The following is a 23,160-nucleotide window of genomic DNA, read 5'->3' on the forward strand; positions in this document are numbered from 1 at the left end:
AATGCGCATCTTGCGCCGCGGGGCCAATGCGCATCTTGCGCCGCGGGTCTATGCGCATCGTGCGCTGCGATCTCATGCGCCGAACCCAACCAGGCGATCGCGATCGAGGCGGCGGATCGTGAGCAGCAGAAACAGAACGATCGCGATCGCGTGCCAGGCCAGGTCGGCGCTGTCCACCAGGCCGGCGTTGAAGCCCTCGAAGCGGCGCGTGACGGAGAGCAGCTGCACGGCGCCCGCCGAGTCGGGATTGGCGAGGCTCGCAAGCCAGGAGGCGAGCAGCATCCCGAGTCCGAGCACCGCCGCGATGATCGGCTGACTGGTCAGGCTCGAGGCGAACAGTACGACGGCAGCGAAGGTTGCGAGCAGCAAGGCCAGGCCGAGCGCATTGCAGGCGAGCAGTCCCAGATCGATCTCGCCGCCGGCTGCCAGCGCCGCGCCCATCGCGCTCACCATCGCGACCGGCAGCATGAGAAAGGCGCACAAGCCGAGAAACTTGCCGAGCACGATCTGCGTCATCGAAATCGGCGCCGACATGAGCAGCGGCATGGTGCGGTTGCGCCGCTCCTCGGCGATCAGGCGCATGCCGAAAATCGGCGTGGCCATCATCAGGATCACGGCAGCGGCGGAGAACAAGGGCGCGCTCACGACCTCGCTCGCGCCCGGCGCGTTGGCAAGCTGCGCGAGCCGCGGCTGCAGCTCGAGAAACGAGTCGAGCCGCATCAGGAACACCCATGCGAGAATGAGCTGCAGCAGCGCAAGCACGATCCACGCGAGCGGCGAAGAGAAGAGGCTGCGCAACTCCTTGCTGGCCAGCGTGAGAATCATGCGACCGGCTCGTCGCGGGTGAGCTGAACGAAGACGTCTTCGAGGCGGCTGTGCGCCGGACCCAATTGGTAGAGCCCCCAGCCCGCTTGCACCGAGCGTTCGACCAGCGGTTCGGTCGGATCGAGCTGTGGATCGCGTCCCAGCACGAATTGCTGCTCGTCCACGGCTTCGACACTCGTCACGCCGGGTAGTGCCGCCAGCTCCGCGGCTTGCGGCGGATGCCGGAACGCGGCGTGCAGCGCGAGCCCGCGATTGAACCGGCCGAGCCCGCCGATGGTGTCGCTGAACACCACGCGGCCCAGGTGCATGATCTCGACCCGGTCGCAAACCGATTCGACCTCAGGCAAAATATGCGTGGAGAGAATCACCGACCGGTTTTCGCGCAGCTCGCGGATCAGTGCGCGAATGTCGCGGATCTGGATGGGATCGAGACCCACGGTCGGTTCGTCGAGCACCACCACATCGGGGTCGTGGATAATCGCCTGGGCGATGCCGACCCGCTGCTGATAGCCCTTGGAAAGCGAGCCCAGCAGTCGCTTGCCCGTGTCGCTCAAACCGCAGCGCGCTTTGGCGCTTGCGAGCGCTTGTGGCAAGCGTGAGCGCGGCATGCCGTGCAGACGAGCGGCGAGGCGCAGAAACTCGTCCACGGTCAACTCACGATAGAGCGGCGGATGTTCGGGAAGGTAACCGATGTGACGTTTCGCTTCGACCGGCTTGTCGACGAGGTCGATACCGCAGATGGAAATGCTGCCCGCGCTCGGTGCGAGATTGCCGGTCAGCATCTGCATGGTGGTGGTCTTGCCCGCGCCGTTGGGCCCGAGCAGTCCTAGAACTTCACCACAGCGCAAGGTCAAATCGATGTCGCGAACCGCCGCATGCGCCCCGAATTGTCGCGACAGCTGCCGGGCGCTGACCGTGGTCACTACGCTGGACTCGATGACCCAATCCTCCAAGGGCGCGCTTGTTGAACCAGGCGAATATACCTAAACTGTCGGAAACATTGAAGATATGACTTCGTTCCCAGCCCTTCACCGCGCGCTGGCCGCGGGCCTCGTGGCGTTGCTGGCGAGTTGCGCGCAAGTGCCGGTCGAGGGCGAGCCGCAGGCGGCCAAGCCCAAGGAGCCGGCGGCAAGCGCGAAACCCGCGCCGCAGCTGCCGCCGCAGGACCTCACGCCGGAGGTCCTCTACGAGTATCTGATCGCCGAGATGGCGATCCATCGCAAAGAATACAACCTCGCGGCGCGCGCGTATGTCGATCTCGCGCGCAAGACCCGAGATCCGCGCATCGCCCGCCGTGCAACCGATATCGCCGTCTACGCACGTCAGGCCGCGCTCGCGGTGGAGGCGGCCACGATCTGGTTGCAGGCCGAGCCCGATTCCGTCCCCGCACGCCAGACGCTCGCCTCGATCCTGATCGGCAGCGGCGCATTGCAGGACGTGCGCCCGCACCTGGAGATGCTGCTCGCTTCCGATCCCGAGCGCACGGCGCAGGTGTTCTTGCAGATGAACACGATGCTCGCGCGCCATACCGACAAGGCGGCCGTCGCCAAGCTGGTGCACGAGCTTGCGCAGCTCTATCCCAAACTGCCCGAAGCGCACCTGGCGGCCGCGCAGGCGTCCTGGCATGCGAACCAGCCCGATGCCGCATTGGCCGCTGCGAAGGAGGCATTGCAGCTGCGCCCCGATTGGGAGCTCGCGGCGCTGTTCCAGGCGCAGATGCTGCAGCGACGCTCGCCCGCCGAATCGATCGAGTTCTCGCGCGAGTACCTGAAGGCGCACCCGGGGGCGAAGGACGTTCGCGTGAACCTCGCGCGCATGTTCGCGGCCGAGCGCCGGACCGACGAGGCGCGCCGGGAGATCGACGCCCTGGTGAGCGCGCATCCGCGCAATCCCGACGTCGCGCTCACCGCCGGATTGCTCGGCGTGCAGATCGCCGACTGGACGTTCGCGGAGCAGCAACTGAAGCGGGCGCTCGCGTTGAATGCGAACGGCGCCGACACCGTGCGCTTCTACCTGGGACAGGTGAGCGAAGAGCGCAAGCAGCTCGACGATGCGCTGCGCTGGTACCGGGAGATCACGGGCGGCGAGCAATACATTCCCGCCCAGGGTCGCATCGCCGGCATCCTGACCAAGCAAGGCAAGCTCGAGGAAGCACGCGCGCTGCTGCATTCGATCCAGCCGCAGACCCTGCAACAGCGGGTGCACCTGACGCAAGCCGAAGCCGCGATCCTGCGCGAAGCCGGGGCCTACAAGGAGGCTTTCGACCTGCTCGAGCAGGCGCTGGCAAAAATGCCGAACGTGCCCGACCTGCTGTACGACCATGCGATGGCCGCCGAGAAGGTCGATCGCCTGGATGTGCTCGAGGCGAACCTGAGGAAGCTCATCGAGCTGCGTCCCGACCATGCGCATGCGTACAACGCGCTCGGTTACACGCTCGCCGATCGCACCGACCGGTTGCAGGAGGCGCACGATCTGATCGCGCACGCGTTGAAGCTCTCGCCCGAGGATCCTTTCATCCAGGACAGCATGGGCTGGGTGCTGTATCGAATGGGCCGAATGGACGAGGGCCGCGCCTACCTGGAAAAGGCGTTCAAGGTGAGGCCCGATCCCGAGATCGCGGCGCATCTCGGTGAAGTGCTGTGGGTGCAGGGCCGGCACGACGAGGCGCGGCGCGTGTGGCAGGGCACGCTGAAGGATCATCCAGGCAACGCGACCTTGCAGGCGGTCATCAAGAAGTACGCACAGTGAATTCGTTTTTGCGCAGGCCTGCGGGCATCAGCGTCGTGCTCGCGCTCTTCGTAGGCATGAGCGGATGCGCGCAGCTGCCGTGGATGGCAGCGGGCGATAGCGGGGTCGCCGAAGTCTTCGAAGCACAGGGCCGGGTCTATGTGCGCTACGGGCCGCGGGCGTTTTCCGGATCGTTGCGCTGGCGCCATGCGGCCGAGCGCGACGAAGTCTGGCTGGGCGGTCCGTTCGGACAGACCGCGGCGCACATCGTGCGCGATGATACGGGCGCAATACTCACCACGACCGATCAGCAGGAGTACCGCGCCAGCAGCATCGAAGCATTGACGCGCGAGGGGCTGGGCTGGAGCCTGCCGCTCGCCGATCTGAGCTACTACGTGCTCGGCAAGGTGCCTCAGGACGCGGCCGCGACGGCCGAGCGCGACCCCAGCGGCCGCATCGTGCGGGCAACGCGCGACGGCTGGTCGGTGCGCTGGGTGGCCTTGGGCGACGAAGGATCGGCGCCGCGGCCGGGGCGTATCGAGCTCAGCAAGGACGAGGTCGAGATCCGGTTCGTGGTCGACTGGCTCGATCGCGCTGCAATCCCTGCTGGCGTTCGCTAGCGCGCGCCCACTCCCGTACGCCGACGCGCAGCCGATGGCATCCGAGTTTTCTTGTACCGGCTACCCCGCGCCCGCCAAGCTCAATCTCTTTTTGCATGTGCTCGGGCGTCGCGCCGACGGCTACCACGAGCTGCAGACCGTGTTCCGGTTTCTCGACGCCGGCGATCGGCTCGATATCCGTGTGCGCGCAGACGGCGACATCGTGCGCTCCAATGCCGTCGCCGGTCTGCCCGCCGAAACCGATCTTTGCGTTCGCGCCGCGCGGCTGCTGCGCGGCCGCACCGGAACGCACTTGGGGGCCGAGATCCGCCTCGACAAGCGCCTGCCGTTGGGCGGGGGATTGGGTGGAGGCAGCTCGGATGCGGCCACCGTCTTGATCGTGCTCAATCGCCTTTGGGGACTCGATCTCACGCGCGGCCAACTGATGGCGATCGCGCTCGAGCTCGGTGCCGACGTGCCGGTGTTCGTATTCGGCGAAAGCGCATGGGGCGAGGGCATCGGCGAGCGCTTGACGCCGATCGCATTGCCGGGGGCCTGGTACGTGGTGCTCGTGCCGCCGGTTTCGGTGTCGACGACGGCCGTTTTCAATGACGCTGAATTGACACGGAACTCGAATCGAATCAAAATGTCGGCCTTTTTCGCAGGGGGCGTTCGCAACGACTTGGAGCCCGTCGTCTGTCGTCTGTACCCTGCGATACGGGACTATCTGGACTGGCTCAGGCGGCAGGCGCCCGCGCGGCTTACGGGAAGCGGTGCATGCGTATTCGCTTCCTTCGAAGACGAACAAAAGGCGCATCAGGTCTTTGCCGCACGTCCGCCGCACATGCAAGGATTCGTCGCGCAGGGATCGGATCACCATCCGCTGCGCGGCATGACTTTGGGGAGTCGCCAAGCTGGTTAAGGCACCGGATTTTGATTCCGGCATGCGAAGGTTCGAATCCTTCCTCCCCAGCCCAGCCGAGGCTGCGGTTCGGCCTGCATATGGCTCCATCGCCGGATAGACACTGAAGAGAGCGCCGTGGGAAGCAATCTTTTATCGAGTGCGCAGTTCCGCGACGTCGTGGGCAGCATCTACGACCGCATGATGGTGTTCACGGGCAACGCGAACCCCCGCCTGGCCGAGCAAGTGGTGCGGGAGCTGAACCTGCCGCTGGGACGCGCGAGTGTCGGCCGGTTCTCCGATGGCGAGGTGATGGTCGAGCTGCTGGAGAACGTACGCGGCAAGGACGTATTCGTGCTGCAATCGACCTGCACGCCCACCAACGATCACCTGATGGAGTTGCTGATCATGGTCGACGCGCTCAAGCGCTCGTCGGCCGGCCGCGTCACCGCGGCGATTCCCTACTACGGTTACGCGCGCCAGGATCGGCGTCCCCGCTCGGCCCGCGTGCCGATCACGGCCAAGGTGGTCGCCAACATGCTGCAAAGCGTGGGCGTGGACCGGGTTCTCACCATGGACCTGCACGCCGACCAGATCCAGGGTTTCTTCGACATCCCGGTCGACAACGTCTATGCCACGCCGATCCTGCTCGGCGACCTTTGGAAGCAGGGCTATCAGGACCTGGTCGTGGTCTCGCCCGACGTGGGCGGCGTGGTGCGGGCACGCGCGACAGCCAAGCGTCTGGAAGCCGATCTAGCCATCATCGACAAGCGGCGCCCGCGGCCGAACGTCGCCACGGTGATGAACATCATCGGCGAAGTCGAAGGCCGCACCTGCGTCATCGTCGATGACATGGTCGACACTGCCAATACGTTGTGCGAGGCGGCGCGGGCATTGAAGGAATCGGGCGCCATACGGGTGGTCGCGTATTGCACGCACCCCGTGCTGTCGGGGCAGGCGGTCGAGCGCCTCGGCGCCTCGGTGCTGGACGAACTGGTCGTGTGCGACACCATTCCACTGAGCGAGAACGCGCAGGCGTGCGGGCGCATTCGCGCGCTCGGGATCGCCGAGCTGCTGGCCGAGACGATGCTGCGCATCAGCAGCGAAAATTCAGTCAGCTCGCTGTTCGCCGAGTGATCGTTCCCAGGCCGGCGGCGCAACGCGCACAAATATCTTTCGGAGACGCTGCATGAAAATCGAATTCACCGCATTCCCCCGCAACGGCAACGGCACGGGGCCGAGCCGGCGCATGCGCCGTACCGGCAAGGTGCCGGGCGTGGTTTACGGCGCGGGCAAAGATTCGCAGATGATCGAGGTCGATCACAATGCCCTGGCACGGCATCTGAAGATGGAATCGTTCCACGCCTCGATCCTCGACATGAACCTCGACGGCGGCCGCGAGCGGGTGCTGTTGCGCAACGTGCAGATGCACCCGTGGAAGACGGAGGTGTTGCATGTCGATTTCCAGCGCATCGCCGCCGATCGCAAGATCCACATGAAAGTGCCGCTGCATTTCGTTCACGCCGAAACCTGTCCGGGCGCCAAGGAGGGGGGCGTTGTGAGCCACGTCATGAACGACCTGGACATCCAGTGTCTTCCGGACGACCTGCCCGAATTCGTCGAAGTCGATCTGTCGGCATTGCAGCTGGGCGATGCGGTGCACGTATCCGAGTTGAGCTTGCCCAAAGGCGTCGAGCTGGTTCCGCGGCTGAAGACCGATAACCCCGTGGTGGTCACGGTGCAGATGCCGCGTGAAATGGTTTCGGAAGAGACCGCGGCCGAGGCAACTGTCGCCGCAGCGGGTACCGAGGCTGCCGCAGCTGCTCCCGACGCCGCCGCCGAGAAGAAGGAAGCAGGCAAGTAAGCTCGAATGCGGCCGCCGGCTATGTGCCGGCGCGCGGGACCCAAGCCCGTCACGCGCTCGGCATGACGGGCTTTTTCGTTCCGCCGCGCCGCGCAGCCGTTTGGCGCTGGGCCGGCAACGCCACGCAGGCAGTGCTCTCGAAACGGTCGTCACATGAAGCTCGTCGCGGGCCTCGGCAATCCGGGGCGAAAGTATCAGGCAACGCGCCATAACGCCGGCTTCTGGTGGGTCGAGCGGCTGGCCGAGTCGGCGCACGTGGCGCTGCGCGCCGAGGCGCGAGTCCACGGCCGTGTCGGGCGGCTTGCCCCGCCGCGCGGAACCGCCTGGCTGCTCATGCCGGAGACCTTCATGAATCATAGCGGACGCGCGGTTGCGGCCCTGGCGAATTTCTATCGGATCGCGCCGCACGAAATCCTCGTCGTGCACGACGAGCTCGATCTTCCGCCGGGCACGGCCAGGCTGAAGAAGGGCGGCGGCAGCGGCGGCCACAACGGCATCACCGATGTCGCGGCGTGCCTGGGCAGCAAGGACTTCTGGCGATTGCGCATCGGCATCGGCCATCCGGGCGTGCGCGATGCGGTCATCGACTACGTGCTCTGCCCGCCGCGGGCGGAGGAGCGCGATCCAATCGACGCCGCGATCGCGCGCAGCCTCGAGCTGTGGCCCCTGATGGCCGAGGCGAACATGGAAGCAGCGATGCTCAAGCTGCATACGAAGGAAGCGAAGACATGATGAAGTGCGGCATCGTCGGCCTGCCCAACGTCGGCAAGTCGACGTTGTTCAATGCGCTCACCAAGGCGGGCATCGCGGCGGAGAACTACCCGTTCTGCACCATCGAGCCGAACGTCGGCATGGTGGAAGTGCCCGATCCGCGGCTCGACCGAATCGCGGCGATCGTGCGGCCCGAAAAGGTGGTGCCCGCGATCACGCAATTCGTCGACATCGCCGGGCTGGTCGCCGGCGCCTCCCAAGGCGAGGGATTGGGCAACCAGTTTCTCGCCCACATTCGGGAGACCGACGGCATCGCGCACGTGGTGCGCTGCTTCGCCGACGACAATGTCGTGCACGTCGCGGGCAAGATCGATCCGGTCTCGGACATCGAGGTGATCCACACCGAGCTCGGATTGGCGGATCTCGCGACGGTGGAAAAGGCGCTCGCGCGCGTGATCGGCCGCTCGAAGTCCGGCGACAAGGAGGCCGTCCGGATGGCGACGCTGCTGGAGCGCGTGCGCGCGCATCTCGACGCCGGCAAGCCTGCGCGCAGCCTCGCACTCGACGCCGCGGAAGTAAAGCTCGTGCAACCGCTCTGCCTGCTCACCATGAAACCGACCATCTACGTGGCGAACGTCGACGAGCACGGCTTCTCCGACAATGCGCTGCTGGAGCGCGTTGGGGAATTTGCTCGGGCCGAAGGCGCGCCGGTGCTGCCGGTGTGCGCGTCGCTGGAAGCCGAGATCGCCGAGATGTCGGACGACGACAAGCGGGCTTTCCTCGCCGATCTCGGCTTGCAGGAGCCGGGACTCGATCGGCTCGTGCGCGCAGCCTATGCGTTGCTGCGCCTGCAGACGTTCTTTACCGCGGGACCCAAGGAGGCCAAGGCCTGGACAGCTCCGATCGGTGCAACCGCGCCCCAGACGGCCGGCGTCATCCATACCGACTTCGAGCACGGCTTCATCCGCGCCGAGGTGATCGGTTACGACGACTACATCGCCTGCAACGGCGAGCAGGGCGCCAAGGAGGCGGGCAAGATGCGCCTGGAAGGCAAGGACTACATCGTTCGCGACGGTGACGTCGTACACTTCCGCTTCAACGTCTAGGGAAATCACGATGAACCTCCTGCACGTCATTCCCGCGTACGCGGGAGTCCAGGGAAATCGGGCGATCCTGGATTGCCGATTACGCGGCAATGACGGTTCTCAGGCTCTTCCCGGCGGCTAGCACTTGGATGCAGCGATGGTTCGCCGCGAGTCATGGCAGGAGGCGCTGTTCGGCCATGCAGTGCCTGCCGGAGCGGGCGCAGCCGATGCGCGCGAGCGCATCGCGCGGCTGGACGATCTGCTGTACGAATGCTGGCGCCTCGGCGAGCAGGTCGTCGTGCTGTGGACAGCCGAAGGCCGGCAGATTTCGTTGCTGCAGTTTCCGCACTTCGCTTTGGCCGAGTACGTCGGTGGCGTGCGGCCGATCGCCGGCGAAACCGATCCCGGCGCCTTCATCGACGCTCTGGTGTCGGGGCCCAAGCAGGCAGCCGCACGGCATTTCGCCACAGTTGCCGCGAAGCTCGGGGTGGAGCCCGTCATCCGAACACTGCCGTTCGATCCGGTTGCCGACCTGGACGCCGAGCTGGTCGATACGCTGGTGCGGCGCTACAGCGTGTCGTTGTTCCTCAACCGCGCCGTCATGCTGCTCGATATCGTCGCCTTTTCGACTTACACGCCGATCGAGCAGGCGACATTGCTCAACAGCCTGTCGTATTCGATCAACTCGGCCTACGACAAGCTCGCCACTCGCAGCGTGCGCGCGCGCTTCGCACGCAGCCCCACCGGCGACGGCTTCTACATCTGGAACCGGACGGCCGACGCCCAGGCCAACGTGACGCTGTACAAGCTCATGTTGCTGCTACTCGCCGACAATGCGATTGCGCGCGCCAAGGCGCGCACGCGCGTGGTTCCGCACCTTCGCTGTGCGTTTCACGCCGGCGCGCACTACGAGTTCTTTCAGCCGGAGGGCCTGGCGCCTTCGGCCGCAAGCTACCTCGTCGGCCAGGTCACCATCGACCTTGCGCGCATGCTCGAAAACGCCATGCCGGGGCAGATCCTGATCGGCGACTTCGCGGCAATGCCTGCGTTCGCGGACGTTTCGCCAACGCTGCCGGCCGCTCCGGATTTCGTTCAGCGCATGCAACAGGAAGTGCACGACCTGGCGGGGCTGCGCATGGCAGGCGAAGTGGTGCGCGAGATCCGCTGCTACGTCACCGGGCCGCGACACGCGGGCGATTCGTTCGGCATATCGCGTTATGCGGCGCTCGACAAGCACGGCGTCCTGCGGCGCATGTTCAACGCCAAGATCAACATCCATCGCCGCGACGCCGCGCCGATCTTTCTCGGCATTCGCGATCCCGACGTGCGCGGCTTCCAGGTCGAACACCTCGGAGCGTGAACCGCGGTGCCGAGCGCGAGCCGGCAGAGCAGAGATGACATTTGCCGGCAAGGTGCCTATCATCGGCCGGCTGCACGCGGCACCGAGCGTGCGCGACACCGACATAGCTGGAGTGGACATGGGACGAGGCGACGCACGCACCCGCAAGGGCAAGATCTTCAAAGGCAGTTACGGCAAGAGCCGCCCGCACAAGGCGAAGAAGGGCGCCGGCCAGCCGGCTGCCAAGACACCCGCCCGGCGCGGCAGCTAGCCCGATATTTCGCCAGGCCGGCCGGGATAGCCGCCTAAGCCGTCTTCGGGGCCGAGGCCGGCGCCGGTTCGCGCCTGGCGCCGACCAGCCATACGCCCGCGAGCACCAGCGCAGCCCCGCACACCTGCACGATGGTGATCGGCTCGTGCAGGACGAGGGCAGCCAGCACGATCGTCGACACCGGCCCGATGGAGCTCACGATCGCCGCCTGGCTCGCGCCGATGCGCCCGATGCCTTCGGCCATCATCCAGGTCGGCAATACGGTGCATACGACCGCCATCGCAAGTCCATAGAGATATACCGCCAGCGGCAGATCGAGTGCCGCAAGCTCGCGCGTGAGCGTGAACTGGGCGATCACGAACAGGCACGCGGTGCCCGAAGCGTAGGCCGTGAAGCGCAGCGATCCGAGCCGGGGGATGATCGTACCGCTGCCGATCAGGTAGGCGGCATACGTGAGCGCGCTGCAGAACACGAGCGCGCCGCCGATCAGCAGCGGCTGCGGCTCCTGCGCCAGTACCAGGCTGTTCCCCATCACCAACATGATGCCGCCGTAGGTCATCGCCAGCGCGACGACGTGATGCCGGCGCACCCGCTGCTTGAAGACCAGGGTCAACATCAGAACTACCAGCGTGGGCGTCAGATAGAGCAGCAAACGCTCGAGACTCGCCGGCACGTAGATGAGGCCCAGGAATGAGAGATAGCTCGACAAGTAGTAGCCGATGAAACCCAGGCCAATCAGCATGGCCAGATCGGCGCGGCGCATCGGCGTCGGCGGTGGCCCGGCCAGTATCGCCATCAGGACGAAGAAGGGCAGGGCGAAGATCATGCGCAACGTCATCAAGGTGACCGCGTCCACCCCGTAGGGATACGCGAGCTTTACCAGCACGCCGCGCGCCGAAAAGCCGACCGAGGCGGCCAGGACCAGCGCAATCCCGATCCAGAGGTGGCGTGCCGCGCGGCGCGCGTCCGGGGCGCTCAACGGCGCCGGCGGCTGCCGCCCAGGATGGAGCCCAGCACGCCACGCAGGATCTGGCGGCCCATCTCGGAGCCCATTGCCCGGGCGGCGCTCTTGGCCGCCGCTTCGAGCACGCCTTCGCGCGAGCGGCCGCTGGAACGGGTGGGGCGGGTGCTCTCGCTGCCGCCACCGAAGATTCCACCCAACTGATCGAGCAGCGAGCCGCCGCCGGATTCTTCGGTTTGGGTTTGCGCTTCGGTCTTCGGCGCGGTGGCAGGTTGGCGTGCATTGAGCCGCTCGTACGCGGACTCGCGGTCGAGGCTTTGCGCGTAGTGCGCGCGGATCGGCGAGGCGGCCAGAGTCGTGGAGCGCTCCTGCGCCATGGCCGGGCCGATACGGCTGCCCGGCGGGGCGATCAGTGCACGCTCCACCACTTGCGGCCGTCCTTTCTCGTCCAGCAGGGAAACCAGTGCTTCGCCCACCGCGAGCTCGGTGATGGCACGCTCGACATCGAGTTTGGGATTGCGCCGCAGGGTGCTCGCGGCCGTCTTCACCGCCTTCTCGTCGCGCGGGGTGAAGGCACGCAACGCATGCTGCACCCGGTTGCCGAGCTGCCCCAGCACCGTCTCCGGGACGTCGAGCGGATTCTGCGTGACGAAATAGACGCCCACACCTTTGGAGCGGATGAGCCGAACGAGTTGCTCGATCTTGTCCTGCAGCGCCTGCGGCGCATCGTCGAATAGCAGGTGGGCTTCGTCGAAGAAGAACACGAGCTCGGGCTTATCCGGGTCGCCCACCTCGGGCAGGTTCTCGAACAGCTCCGAGAGCAGCCACAGCAGGAACACGCCGTAGACCTTGGGCGCGTTGATGAGCTTGTCGGCGACCAGGACGTTGACGATGCCGCGTCCGTCGGGGTCGGTCTGCATCAGGTCCGCGATGTCGAGCGCCGGTTCGCCGAAGAACGCCTCGCCGCCCTGGTGCTCGAGCTCGAGCAAACCGCGCTGGATGGCGCCGACGCGGGCGGTCGAGATGTTGCCGTAACGGGTCTTGAACTGCGCCGCATTGTCGCCCGCGAACGTGAGCATGGCGCGCAAGTCCTTCAGGTCGAGCAGCAGCAAGCCGGAATCGTCGGCAATCTTGAATACCGCGGTCAGCACGCCCTGCTGGGTCGCGTTCAGATTGAGCATGCGGGCCATGAGCAACGGCCCCATTTCCGAGACAGTCGCGCGTACCGGTAGCCCTTGCGCGCCGAACACATCCCAGAATACGACCGGGCAGGCGCGATACGGAAACGGGTCCAGGCCGAGCTGCGCCACGCGCTCGGCGATCTTCGGGACCGGCTTGCCCGCCTGGCTGATGCCGGAGAGATCGCCCTTCACGTCGGCCACGAACACCGGCACGCCGATCGCGCTGAACCCCTCGGCCAGGCGCTGCAGCGTCACCGTCTTGCCGGTGCCGGTGGCGCCCGCGATCAGGCCATGCCGGTTGGCCAGCGCCGGCAGCAAATACAGCTCGTGTTCGGACTTGCCGATCAGGATCGGTTCTGACATTGCTCTCCCCATGCTAAGATTTTCATTATATCAACCGGGTAGCGAGGGCTTGGCGCTCTTACCCGGGGAATCGTTTTGGAATAAGGAATTATGGCCGGTCACAGCAAGTGGGCGAACATCAAGCACAAGAAAGCCGCGCAGGACGCAAAGCGCGGCAAGGTGTTCACCCGTCTCATCAAGGAAATCACCGTTGCGGCGAAACTGGGCGGCGCCGATCCCAACTCCAATCCTCGACTGCGGCTTGCGATCGACAAGGCACAGGACGAGAACATGCCCAAGGACAACATCGAGCGCGCCATCAAGCGCGGCACCGGCGACCTCGAAGGCGTGAGCTACGAAGAAATCCGCTACGAGGGCTACGGCATCGCGGGTGCCGCCGTCATGGTCGATTGCCTCACCGACAATCGCGCGCGCACGGTGGCGGAAGTGCGACACGCGTTCAGCAAGCACGGCGGCAATCTCGGCACGGACGGCTCGGTCGCCTTCCTGTTCAAGCATTGCGGCCAGTTCGTGTTCGCGCCAGGGACGAACGAGGACCAGCTGATGGAAGTGGCGCTCGAAGCGGGCGCCGAGGACGTCGTGAGCAACGATGACGGCAGCATCGAGATCATCGGCGCGCCGCACGATTTCATGGCGCTGCAGGCGGCGCTGGAGAAGAACGGCTTCAAGCCGGAGCTGGCCGAGATCACCATGAAACCTACCAACGAGACCGCGATGCGGGGCGACGACGGCGCCAAGATGCAGCGCTTGCTCGATGCGCTGGAAAACATCGACGATGTGCAGGACGTCTATACGACTGCGGCGATCGACGAGTGACCGTTTCAGGGACGCGAAAGCGAACGTCATTCCCGCGCAAGCGGGAATCCAGGATTGGCGGCGGCTGCATCCATGTAGCGCGGTATCGATTTTCCCTGGGCTCCCGCCTGCGCGGGAGCGACGTCAAGTGCGCGGGCCGGAACTCGAAACGGGCATAGTGCCAGGAGCACCCATCACGCGCATCCTCGGCATCGATCCCGGCCTGCGAACGACCGGCTACGGCGTCCTCGATCGGGACGGCAATCGCCTCGTCTATGTCGCGAGCGGCTGCGTGCGCTCCGTCGGATCCGAGCTGCCGGTGCGGCTGAAGAGCATCCTGGAGGGCTTGAGCGAGGTGATCGCGCGCCATGCCCCGCACCAGGTCGCGATCGAACAGGTGTTCGTCAACGTCAATCCGCAATCCACCTTGCTGCTGGGACAGGCGCGAGGCACCGCGATTTGCGCCGCCGTGCTCTCCGGCTTGCCGGTGGCGGAGTACACCGCGCTGCAGATCAAGCAAGCCGTGGTCGGCACCGGGCACGCGGCCAAGGGCCAGGTGCAGGAGATGGTGCGCCGTTTGTTGAGTCTCGCCGCTGCGCCGGGAGCCGATGCGGCCGACGCGCTCGCGTGCGCGATCTGTCATGCGCATGGCGGCCAGGGCCTGGGACGCTTCGCCACCGCAGGCTATCGGCTCAAGCGCGGCCGGCTGGTGGCGCGAGGCACAGCGGCGTGATCGGACGCATCAGCGGCGTGCTGCTGGAGAAGAATCCGCCGCAGATCCTGGTTGACGTGCGCGGGGTGGCGTACGAAGTCGACGTGCCGATGAGCACGTTCTACAACCTGCCGCAAACCGGGGCCGAGGTCATGCTTCATACGCACCTGGTGGTGCGCGAGGACGCGCATCTGCTGTTCGGCTTCGGCACCGATGCCGAGCGCGCGGCGTTTCGCCAGCTGCTGCGCATCAGCGGCATCGGTGCGCGTATCGCCTTGGCGGTGCTGTCGGGCCTTTCGGTGACCGACCTGCAGCAGGCGGTGAGCGCGCAGGACAGCGCTCGCCTGGTGAAGATCCCCGGCATCGGCAAGAAGACCGCCGAGCGGTTGCTGCTGGAACTGCGCGACAAGCTGCCCGCCACAGCGGCGGCCGCGCATTCGGGTGCACCCGCCGCCGCCCCGGGGAGCGACGTCCTGAACGCCTTGCTGGCCCTGGGCTACAACGACAAGGAAGCCGCCTGGGCGGTGAAGCAGATCGAGCCCTCGTCTTCGGTCGGCGAAGCGATCCGGCAATGCCTGCGGCTGCTATCGAAGGCGTGACCGTGCTGCTTGTGGTTCGGCGCGCGCCGCCGGCCTACAATCGCTCATCATGCTAGAACCCGACCGGCTCATTTCGGCCGCGCCCCTCACATCGCAAGAGGAAGCGCTCGAGCGCGCGCTGCGGCCGCGGCTTCTCGCCGATTATGTCGGGCAGGAGAAGGTGCGCGAGCAGCTCGGCATCTTCATCGAGGCGGCGCGGCGGCGCAAGGAGCCGCTCGACCACGTGCTGCTGTTCGGGCCGCCAGGGCTGGGCAAGACCACGCTCGCCCACATCGTCGCGCGCGAGATGGGGGTGAATCTGCGCCAGACCTCGGGGCCCGTGCTCGAGCGCGCCGGCGATCTCGCCGCACTGCTCACCAACCTCGAGCCGATGGACGTGCTCTTCATCGACGAGATCCATCGCCTGTCGCCGGTGGTGGAGGAGATCCTCTATCCGGCGCTGGAGGATTTTCAGATCGACATCATGATCGGCGAAGGCCCGGCCGCGCGCTCGGTGAAGCTCGATCTGCCGCCCTTCACGCTGGTCGGCGCCACGACGCGCGCCGGCATGCTGACCAATCCCTTGCGCGATCGCTTCGGCATCGTGGCGCGGCTCGAGTTCTACAACGAGCAGGAGCTGTGCACTATCGTGCGCCGATCCGCGAGCTTGCTCGATGTTGCGGTCGATGCCGACGGAGCGGCCGAGATCGCCCGCCGCGCGCGCGGTACGCCGCGCGTGGCCAACCGGCTGCTGCGCCGTGTGCGCGATTTCGCCCAAGTGAGAGCCGAGGGCGCGGTTACGCGGGAGGTGGCGGATGCGGCCTTGCACATGCTCGACGTCGACCCGCTCGGCCTGGATTTGATGGATCGCAAGCTCCTGATGGCCGTGATCGAGCGCTTTGCCGGCGGGCCGGTGGGCGTGGACAATCTCGCCGCCGCGATCGGCGAAGAGCGCGACACGATCGAGGACGTGCTGGAGCCGTACCTGATCCAGCAAGGCTACATGCAGCGCACCCCCCGTGGCCGCATCGCCACGCCCAGCGCCTACCGGCACTTCGGCCTGGCCGCGCCGCGGCCGAATTCGACGCCGGATCTCTGGGACCAGCCGCTACGTTGACGGAGTGGATCCAGGCTGCGCGTCAACCGCTGTCTCGCGCGTGCGTTTGTACGGGGATCGGAAGCCATCGACCCGTTCGAGGATGGCATGCGTTTGAGCATGAACACGCAAGCCATGCCTGGGCGGCGGCGTTGCGCCATACGCGGGCTGCCGCGTTACGCCCTTGCACTATGCATCTGCCATGACGCTTGAACGCGCAGACGATGAGCCCGTTTTCCGCTGGCGGCTGCGCGTCTATTGGGAGGACACCGACGGTGCCGGTATCGTTTACTACGCGAATTACCTCAAATATCTGGAGCGCGCCCGTACGGAATTGCTGCGTGTGCTGGGATGCGATCAGCAGGAGCTCGCGCGCCGCGAGGGCGTGGTGTTTGTCGTGCGTGCCATTGCGGCGGAGTTCCTGCGCCCGGCGCGTCTGGATGACGAATTGATTGTCGTCATCTCCCGACTGAGCGCGGCCGCAAGCCGGGTCGAGATGGAGCAATACGTCGCCCGCGACAATGAACGTCTGCTCGAAGCCAGCGTCAAATTGGCCTGTGTTAATATCGATTCGTTCCTTCCGGTCCGTCTTCCGCGCAGTCTGCGAGAGCTGCTTGCGGACCGATCCTCGGGGCGGCCAAAAACCGAATGAACGTCGCAGTCACGCAGGATCTTTCCGTAGTAAGCCTCATCGCGAATGCGAGCGTACTGGTCCAGTTGGTCATGGCAGGGCTGCTGCTCGCGTCCCTGTTCTCCTGGTACTACATCTTCCGCAAGTACTACAACCTGCGGCGCGCGCACCGGCAGACCGACGAGTTCGAGAAGGACTTCTGGTCGGGCGGCAACCTGAACGAGCTCTACCAGGCGGCGGTGAATTCTCGCCACGGTTCGGGCAGCCTCGAGCGCATCTTCGAAGCCGGCTATCGCGAGTTCTCCAAGCTGCGCCGGCCCGGCCACGACATCGCCGCGGTCATGGACGGCACACGGCGCGCGATGCGCGCAACCTACCAGCGGGAAGTCGAGCTGCTCGAATCGCATCTGTCATTCCTCGCCTCGGTGGGATCGGTAAGCCCCTATGTCGGCCTGTTCGGCACCGTGTGGGGCATCATGAACGCCTTCCGCGGGCTGGCGAACGTCGCGCAGGCGACACTTGCGCAGGTCGCGCCAGGCATCGCCGAAGCGCTGATCGCCACCGCCATGGGCCTCTTCGCAGCGATCCCGGCCGTGGTGGCCTACAACCGGTTCGCGGGCGATGTGAACCGGCTCGCCACGCGCTTCGAAAGCTTCATGGAAGAGTTCTCCAACATCCTGCAGCGCCAGGCAGCCGCCTGAGCCGGGTCCTGCCATGCTGATCGAGCGCCGCAGCGGCCGCCGGCTCATGAACCAGATCAACGTCGTGCCCTACATCGACGTCATGCTGGTGCTGCTGGTGATCTTCATGGTGACCGCGCCCATGGTGAGTCCCGGCCAGGTCGACTTGCCTTCGGTCGCCAAGTCGAGTCAGCCGGCGGTTGCGCCGATGGAGGTCAGCATTCGCGCCGACGAGAGCATCTGGCTACGCGATCGAAGCCAGCAAGGGGCGGACGAGGTGCGCATGGACCGGGCCCGCCTGCTGCAAGCGATCCGCGAAAAGCAGCAGAAAAACCCCGACCAGGCCGTCGTCATCGCCGCCGACAAGAGCGTGCGCTACGAAGCGGTCCTGAACGTGATGGACATGCTGCAGCAGAACCAGGTCAGCAAGGTCGGGCTGCTCGCGAAGCCGCGCTGATGAACTGGACTGCAGACCGCGACGAACCGGGGAAGATCACCTCCGGGGTGCTGGCGGTGGTGGTGCACATCGCCTTTTTCGCGCTGCTCGTGCTCGGCGTGAGCTGGCAGCATCGCGCACCGGCTACGGTCGAAGTCGAGCTTTGGAACAATCTTCCGCCGCTGCCGCAGGCGAAGACTCCGCCGCCGCCGCCGCCCAAGATCGAGCCGAAGCCGGAAGTGAAGCCGCAGCCACCGCAGCCCAAGGTCGAGGTCAAGCCCGCGCCGGAGCCGAAGCCGGTCGCCAAGCCCGACATCGTGCTGGAGAAGGAGAAGCAGGAGAAGGCGCTGCGCGAGCACGAGGAACGGGAGAGGGAACGGCAGAAGGCCGAGGCGCTCAAGCGCGAGCAGCTGGCGAAGGCCGAGGCGATCAAACGCGAGCAAATCGCGAAGGCCGAGGCGAAGAAGCGCGAGGACGCGGAGAAGCAGAAGCTCGCCGCGCTGGAGCGGGATCGCCGCGAAAAGCAAGACCAAATCGAAAAACTGAGGCGTGACCAGGAAAAGGCAGTCGAGGCGTTGCGCCAGCAGCAAGCCTCGGCGCAAGCGAAGATGGTGGACGAATACAAGCGCCGCATCAGCGACAAGATCCGGCGCTACGTGGTGAAGGATCCCTGCGCGTCGCTCGGTAACCCCGAGATCGTGTTCGAGGCCATCCTGCTGCCCGACGGCAATACGCTGCAGCCGCCGCGCATCAAGCGCTCGAGCGGCAGTGCGGCTTGTGACGACGCGGTATTGCGCGCGGTGATCCGGGCGCAGCCGCTGCCGCTGCCGCCGGACCCGGTGCTGATGGCGCAATTCCGGGAACTCAACTTGAATTTTCGACCTAATGAGTGAGCGATACCATGGTGGAGCCCCGATGAGCGCCGTTGCCCGCCCGCGCAGGCAGCGTTTTCGAAATGCGGACTTCGCCGCTGCGCGTTGCAGCCGCATCCTTGCGGCACCCGCCTTGGCGGTGTATGGCCTGCTGCTTTGCCTCCTGACGCTGCAACCTGCCATGGCCGCCCTGACCATCGAGATCGTGGGCAGCGGCGAGCGCCAGATGCCGATTGCCATCGCGCCGCTCGCAGGCGAAGGGACGTTGCCGCACAACATCTCCGAGGTCGTTGCGGCCGATCTCACCCGCAGCGGGCTCTTCCGCGTGATCGATGCCGGCGGCATCACGCCGATGCCGGTGGAGCCCGGCGACATTCGCTACCCCGACTGGAGCTCGCGAGGCGCGGAGTCGATCGTCATCGGCGCGGTCGCCCAAGCGGGCAGCGGCCGCTACGAAGTGCGCTTTCGCCTGATGGACGTCCTCAAGCAGACCCAGCTCGCGGGCTTCAGCTACACCATCTCCGCGGCGCAGACGCGCAATACCGCGCACCGGATCGCCGACGTCATCTACGAGAAGCTCATCGGCGTGCCCGGCGCGTTCGCAACGCGCATCACCTACGTGGTGAAGCGCGGCTCGCGCTACGAGCTGCAGATCGCCGACGCCGACGGTTTCAACGAGCAGACCATCCTCGCCTCCAACGAGCCCATCATCTCGCCGGCCTGGTCGCCGGATGGCAACCGCATCGCCTACGTGTCCTTCGAGCAGAAAAAGCCGGTCGTCTACGTGCAAACGCTTTCCACCAGCCAGCGGCGGGTGCTCGCGAATTTCCGCGGCTCCAACAGCTCCCCGGCCTGGTCGCCGGACGGGCGGCGGCTCGCCGTCGTGCTTACGCGCGACGGCAATTCGCAGATCTACAGCATCAGCGCCGATGGCGGCACGCCCACGCGCCTGACCACGAGCCGCGCCATCGACACCGAGCCGAGTTTCTCGCCCGACGGACAGTGGATCCTGTTCACCTCCGATCGCGGCGGCAGCCCGCAGATCTATCGCATGCCGGCAAGCGGCGGCCCGGCCGAGCGGATGACTTTCAGCGGCACGTACAACGTGTCGCCGCGCTACGGCCCCGACGGAAAAAGCTTCGCGTTCGTCCAGCGCGAAGACGGGCGCTTCAGCATCATGCTGCAGGAGATCGGCACCCGGCAGGTGATACCGCTTACCAACGGCAGCATCGACGAATCCCCCAGCTTCGCACCGAATGGACGCATGCTGCTCTACGCGTCCAGCCAGGGGGGGCGTGGTATATTAGCCGCCGTTTCCAATGACGGCCGGATCAAGCAGCGGGTCACGGCGTCATCAGGGGATGTGCGCGAGCCTGCATGGGGTCCGATGCAGAAGGGATTCTGATGATCCCCGCGGGCACGTCGGCCGCGGAACGAAGCGCGGCGAAGCCGGTCCATTCCAAGTTATTCCAACAACGGGAACGCGCCATGACTCGAATCCTGGTTAGTGCAGCACTCGCCATTTTGCTTGCCGGCTGCGGCAGCACGGATGTGAAAGAAGAAGGTGCGCCGGTCGAATCGAGGAAGCCGGACACCACGACTGCACCCCCCGTGAAGGCGCCTGCGCCCAAGAAGCCGACGACAGGCTCGATCACGACCGAGTCGGTTGCCGCCAACCCCCTCAAGGACCCCGGGAACATCCTCTACAAGCGCACCATCTACTTCGACTACGACAGTTCGGTGGTGAAAGAGGAGTACAAGCCGCTGGTGACGGCACATGCGAGATTCCTTACGGACAACCGCGGGCGTCGGGCGGTCATCCAAGGCAACACCGACGAGCGCGGCAGCCGCGAATACAACCTCGCACTGGGCCAGCGCCGTGCCGACAGCGTGAAGAAGATGATGATGCTGCTTGGTGCAAGCGACAACCAGATCGAGACGGTGAGCTTCGGCGAAGAAAAGCCGGTGGAGATGGGCAGCACCGAGGGCGCCTGGATCAAGAACCGCCGTGCCGACATCGTTTACGACAACGAATAGCCGGCAAGCGGACCGCTAAATCGTTCCAAGGACTCGCTCGATCTTCTCCCGGTCATGATGAGCTTCGGCCACGACGCGCCAGGGAACGCACTCTCCTCTCCCAACGGGAGAGACGCGTTTCCGCAACTCGCTGCCGCTCTGCTTGCGGTTTTCGGCCTCGCGCTTCTTCCCGTTCCTTCCAGCGCGGCGTTGTTCGGAGACGACGAAGCCCGCAACGCCATCGCGGCCGAGCGCAAGCGCGTCGACCAAGTGTCGGCCCAGGTTGCCGCGCAGAGCCAACAGCTCGACACGATCAACGCCCGTCTGGGCAAGCTGGAGGAGGCGACGGGCAAGAATCAGGCGGTGCTGGATCTATTTCGTGAGATCGAGGGCCTGAAGCAGGAGCTCGCCCGCATGCGCGGGCAGATGGAAGTGTTGAACAACGGCGTCGAGCAGGCGCAGAAGCGGCAGCAGGACTTCTACGTCGATCTCGATACACGCTTGCGACGGCTGGAAAGCGCTTCGGCGCCGCCCCCGATGGGTGGCGTTCCGTCGGGCTCCGGCGACGTCGTGGCAAGCGGTAAGCCGGGCGCGCAGCCTGCGGCCGGTGCATCGGGCAGCGCCGAGACGCGCGCTTACGAAGCCGCGCAGAACCTGCGGCGCATCGGCAACTACCAGGGCGCCATCGTCGCCTTCCAGAATTTCCTCAAGCAGTACCGGAAGAGCCCGCTTGCGCCGAGCGCCCAGTACTGGATCGGCGATTCCTACTTCAACATGCGAGATTTCCGCCTGGCGATCTCGAGCCAGCGCCTGCTGGTTGCGTCCTACCCGGAGAGCAGCAAGGTGCCGGACGCGCTGCTGAACATCGCCAGCTCGCAGGCCGAGCTGGGCGAAACCGCGGCCGCGCGCAAGACCATGGACGAGCTGGTCGCCAAGCACCCCGGCAGCGACGCGGCCGAGAAAGCTCGGCGGCGGATGGCGAACGTGCGTTAACAGAGTTGGATCGGCCTCAGGCGTCGTCAGCCAGGGAGACCCAACGGGCGTCATTCCCGTGAAAACGGGAATCCAGAAAGCCTTTCGCCGAGCCGGTCGAAGTACTGGAAAACCGACCGGAATCCCAAGCGTCTCCTCGCTACGGACGCTTACCCACGAGTGCTAGTATCCTTCCCGCGTTTGCGGTAGGACATTTCATTTCATGGAATTCACGGTTCACCAGCAAGTCCTGTGGGCGGTTTTTCTGGTCGCGCTCGTCATGGGCGCGGTGGCGCACAAGACGCGCTTCTGCACCATGGGTGCAGTATCGGACTGGATGAACATCGGCGACACCGGCAGGATGCGCTCATGGCTGCTCGCCATGGGTGTCGCCATCGCCGGCGTCCTGGTGCTCCAAGCCACCGGCAAGGCGGCCATCCCGGTCGATACCTTCCCTCCCTATCGCACGCCAAACTTCGCCTGGCTGCGCTACCTCCTCGGGGGATTCATGTTCGGTGTGGGCATGACGCTCGGCTCGGGCTGCGGCAGCAAGACGCTCATCCGTGTTGGCGGCGGCAATCTCAAATCCATCGTCGTGCTCATCGCGGCGGCCGTGTGCGCCTACTTCATGATCTGGACGGACTTCTACGCGCTCGCCTTCAATTCGTGGATCGCGCCGACCAATCTCAACCTCGCGCAGCACGGCATTCGAACGCAGGCGCTCGGCGACGTGCTGGCCGGATTCGCGGGCAACGGCGACGGCGCGCGCTGGAACGTCTGGCTGGGATGGGTGCTGGCCGCCGCCATCGCGACATTCGTGTTCGCCTCGCGCGATTTTCGCGCGAGCTTCGACAACATTCTCGGCGGGGTAGTGGTGGGACTGGCGGTCGTGGCCGGCTGGTATATCACCGCGGGCGCACTGGGTCAGGAGTGGAAGGAGTTTGCCGAGATGTCCGCGACGCCGCCGTCGCGCGTCGAAGTGCAGTCGTACACCTTCATCAGCCCGATGGCCGACAGCCTGCACTATTTGAGCGACCCGAAGAATTTCGGGCTCATCAACTTCGGCATCATGGGGTTTGTCGGCGTAATCGTCGGCTCGGCGCTGTATGCGGCGGTGAGCCGCAATTTCCGCCTCGAATGGTTCGCGAATCGCGCCGACTTCTTCAACCACGTCGCAGGCGGCGCCCTGATGGGCATCGGCGGCGTGCTCGCGATGGGCTGCACCGTGGGCCAAGCCATCACCGGCGTCTCGACCCTTGCCGTCGGCTCGATCATGGCCTTCGGCGCAATCGTGGCCGGCTCGGCTGCGACGATGAAGTACCAGTACTGGCGGATGATGCGGGAGGGTTGAAGCAAGCCTTTCCTCCCGCGCAGGCGAGAGCCCGGAGAGGGGCCTGCTTCCTCTGGGTAGTATCTCAGTTACTGAGACAGTATCTTCCAACGGCCTTGTTGGATTGGATCGCCCAACCTCGCTTGCTATAATTCGCCGCCTCTGTGGGTCGTTAGCTCAGTTGGTAGAGCAGCGGACTTTTAATCCGTTGGTCG

The 23,160-nt window shown here is 65.7% G+C and carries 25 protein-coding genes and 1 tRNA gene; 22 read left to right on the plus strand and 4 right to left on the minus strand.

Features of this window, described 5'->3' with window-relative positions:
• Window positions 1–72: 72 nt before the first annotated feature.
• Window positions 73–825: an ABC transporter permease subunit gene (locus GEV05_11040; GenBank protein MPZ43922.1), complete on the minus strand. Its 753-nt coding sequence runs from the start codon at window positions 823–825 to the stop codon at window positions 73–75.
• A complete protein-coding gene (locus GEV05_11045) occupies window positions 822–1,763 on the minus strand; it encodes an ATP-binding cassette domain-containing protein (GenBank protein ID MPZ43923.1) in 942 nt (313 codons plus the stop codon). The genes GEV05_11040 and GEV05_11045 overlap by 4 nt, the downstream gene beginning before the upstream one ends.
• A 70-nt stretch (window positions 1,764–1,833) precedes the next feature.
• Between GEV05_11045 and GEV05_11050 the strand changes: the two genes are divergently transcribed.
• The 10 genes from GEV05_11050 (at window position 1,834) to GEV05_11095 (ending at window position 10,322) form a co-directional block, all read left to right on the plus strand.
• Window positions 1,834–3,573 carry a tetratricopeptide repeat protein gene (locus tag GEV05_11050; protein ID MPZ43924.1) on the plus strand — a complete coding sequence of 580 codons (1,740 nt, stop codon included), beginning with the start codon at window positions 1,834–1,836 and terminating at the stop codon, window positions 3,571–3,573.
• Window positions 3,570–4,172 carry a hypothetical protein gene (locus GEV05_11055; protein MPZ43925.1) on the plus strand — a complete coding sequence of 201 codons (603 nt, stop codon included), beginning with the start codon at window positions 3,570–3,572 and terminating at the stop codon, window positions 4,170–4,172. The genes GEV05_11050 and GEV05_11055 overlap by 4 nt, the downstream gene beginning before the upstream one ends.
• 34 nt (window positions 4,173–4,206) lie before the next feature.
• Complete coding sequence (ispE, locus tag GEV05_11060; protein MPZ43926.1) at window positions 4,207–5,073, plus strand: 4-(cytidine 5'-diphospho)-2-C-methyl-D-erythritol kinase; 867 nt, start codon at window positions 4,207–4,209, stop codon at window positions 5,071–5,073.
• Window positions 5,051–5,124, plus strand: a tRNA-Gln gene (locus GEV05_11065). Before ispE ends, GEV05_11065 begins: the two co-directional genes overlap by 23 nt.
• Window positions 5,125–5,253: 129 nt before the next feature.
• The gene (gene prs, locus GEV05_11070; protein MPZ43927.1) at window positions 5,254–6,189 is read left to right on the plus strand and encodes a ribose-phosphate diphosphokinase; all 936 of its coding nucleotides are present in this window, start codon (window positions 5,254–5,256) and stop codon (window positions 6,187–6,189) included.
• A gap of 58 nt (window positions 6,190–6,247) precedes the next feature.
• A complete protein-coding gene (locus GEV05_11075; protein ID MPZ43928.1) occupies window positions 6,248–6,916 on the plus strand; it encodes a 50S ribosomal protein L25/general stress protein Ctc in 669 nt (222 codons plus the stop codon).
• A gap of 153 nt (window positions 6,917–7,069) precedes the next feature.
• The gene (locus GEV05_11080; GenBank protein MPZ43929.1) at window positions 7,070–7,648 is read left to right on the plus strand and encodes an aminoacyl-tRNA hydrolase; all 579 of its coding nucleotides are present in this window, start codon (window positions 7,070–7,072) and stop codon (window positions 7,646–7,648) included.
• Window positions 7,648–8,733, plus strand: coding sequence for a redox-regulated ATPase YchF (gene ychF, locus GEV05_11085; GenBank protein ID MPZ43930.1), 1,086 nt, complete (start codon window positions 7,648–7,650; stop codon window positions 8,731–8,733). Before GEV05_11080 ends, ychF begins: the two co-directional genes overlap by 1 nt.
• A gap of 136 nt (window positions 8,734–8,869) precedes the next feature.
• Entirely contained in the window at window positions 8,870–10,072 is a 1,203-nt protein-coding gene (locus GEV05_11090; GenBank protein MPZ43931.1) for a hypothetical protein, read from the plus strand.
• Window positions 10,073–10,190: 118 nt separating this feature from the next.
• Complete coding sequence (locus tag GEV05_11095) at window positions 10,191–10,322, plus strand: 30S ribosomal protein THX (GenBank protein ID MPZ43932.1); 132 nt, start codon at window positions 10,191–10,193, stop codon at window positions 10,320–10,322.
• 34 nt (window positions 10,323–10,356) lie between these two features.
• Here the strand turns inward: GEV05_11095 and GEV05_11100 are convergent, their stop codons facing one another.
• Entirely contained in the window at window positions 10,357–11,301 is a 945-nt protein-coding gene (locus tag GEV05_11100) for an EamA family transporter (GenBank protein MPZ43933.1), read from the minus strand.
• Window positions 11,298–12,827 carry a DUF853 family protein gene (locus tag GEV05_11105; GenBank protein MPZ43934.1) on the minus strand — a complete coding sequence of 510 codons (1,530 nt, stop codon included), beginning with the start codon at window positions 12,825–12,827 and terminating at the stop codon, window positions 11,298–11,300. The genes GEV05_11100 and GEV05_11105 overlap by 4 nt, the downstream gene beginning before the upstream one ends.
• Window positions 12,828–12,917: 90 nt before the next feature.
• On the opposite strand from GEV05_11105, the gene GEV05_11110 reads away from it, so the two are divergent.
• From GEV05_11110 to GEV05_11165, 12 genes are all read left to right on the plus strand, one after another.
• On the plus strand, window positions 12,918–13,643 hold the full coding sequence (locus GEV05_11110) for a YebC/PmpR family DNA-binding transcriptional regulator (protein MPZ43935.1): 726 nt from the start codon (window positions 12,918–12,920) through the stop codon (window positions 13,641–13,643).
• Entirely contained in the window at window positions 13,603–14,355 is a 753-nt protein-coding gene (gene ruvC / locus GEV05_11115; protein ID MPZ43936.1) for a crossover junction endodeoxyribonuclease RuvC, read from the plus strand. Before GEV05_11110 ends, ruvC begins: the two co-directional genes overlap by 41 nt.
• Window positions 14,352–14,933, plus strand: coding sequence for a Holliday junction branch migration protein RuvA (ruvA, locus tag GEV05_11120; GenBank protein MPZ43937.1), 582 nt, complete (start codon window positions 14,352–14,354; stop codon window positions 14,931–14,933). The genes ruvC and ruvA overlap by 4 nt, the downstream gene beginning before the upstream one ends.
• Before the next feature lie 49 nt (window positions 14,934–14,982).
• Window positions 14,983–16,029, plus strand: a complete 1,047-nt coding sequence (gene ruvB / locus GEV05_11125; protein ID MPZ43938.1) for a Holliday junction branch migration DNA helicase RuvB — start codon at window positions 14,983–14,985, stop codon at window positions 16,027–16,029.
• Between the two features lie 181 nt (window positions 16,030–16,210).
• Complete coding sequence (ybgC, locus tag GEV05_11130; protein MPZ43939.1) at window positions 16,211–16,660, plus strand: tol-pal system-associated acyl-CoA thioesterase; 450 nt, start codon at window positions 16,211–16,213, stop codon at window positions 16,658–16,660.
• Entirely contained in the window at window positions 16,657–17,340 is a 684-nt protein-coding gene (gene tolQ, locus GEV05_11135; GenBank protein MPZ43940.1) for a protein TolQ, read from the plus strand. Before ybgC ends, tolQ begins: the two co-directional genes overlap by 4 nt.
• A gap of 19 nt (window positions 17,341–17,359) precedes the next feature.
• Complete coding sequence (gene tolR / locus GEV05_11140) at window positions 17,360–17,776, plus strand: protein TolR (protein MPZ43941.1); 417 nt, start codon at window positions 17,360–17,362, stop codon at window positions 17,774–17,776.
• A complete protein-coding gene (gene tolA, locus GEV05_11145; protein MPZ43942.1) occupies window positions 17,776–18,648 on the plus strand; it encodes a cell envelope integrity protein TolA in 873 nt (290 codons plus the stop codon). The genes tolR and tolA overlap by 1 nt, the downstream gene beginning before the upstream one ends.
• A gap of 22 nt (window positions 18,649–18,670) precedes the next feature.
• Window positions 18,671–20,032: a Tol-Pal system protein TolB gene (tolB, locus tag GEV05_11150; GenBank protein MPZ43943.1), complete on the plus strand. Its 1,362-nt coding sequence runs from the start codon at window positions 18,671–18,673 to the stop codon at window positions 20,030–20,032.
• A gap of 83 nt (window positions 20,033–20,115) precedes the next feature.
• Window positions 20,116–20,664: a peptidoglycan-associated lipoprotein Pal gene (gene pal, locus GEV05_11155; GenBank protein MPZ43944.1), complete on the plus strand. Its 549-nt coding sequence runs from the start codon at window positions 20,116–20,118 to the stop codon at window positions 20,662–20,664.
• A gap of 54 nt (window positions 20,665–20,718) precedes the next feature.
• The gene (gene ybgF, locus GEV05_11160) at window positions 20,719–21,636 is read left to right on the plus strand and encodes a tol-pal system protein YbgF (protein MPZ43945.1); all 918 of its coding nucleotides are present in this window, start codon (window positions 20,719–20,721) and stop codon (window positions 21,634–21,636) included.
• 202 nt (window positions 21,637–21,838) lie between these two features.
• Window positions 21,839–22,966, plus strand: a complete 1,128-nt coding sequence (locus GEV05_11165; protein ID MPZ43946.1) for a YeeE/YedE family protein — start codon at window positions 21,839–21,841, stop codon at window positions 22,964–22,966.
• Window positions 22,967–23,160: the final 194 nt, after the last annotated feature.

It is taken from the genome of Betaproteobacteria bacterium (genome assembly GCA_009377585.1).
Taxonomy (GTDB): Bacteria; Pseudomonadota; Gammaproteobacteria; order Burkholderiales; family WYBJ01; genus WYBJ01.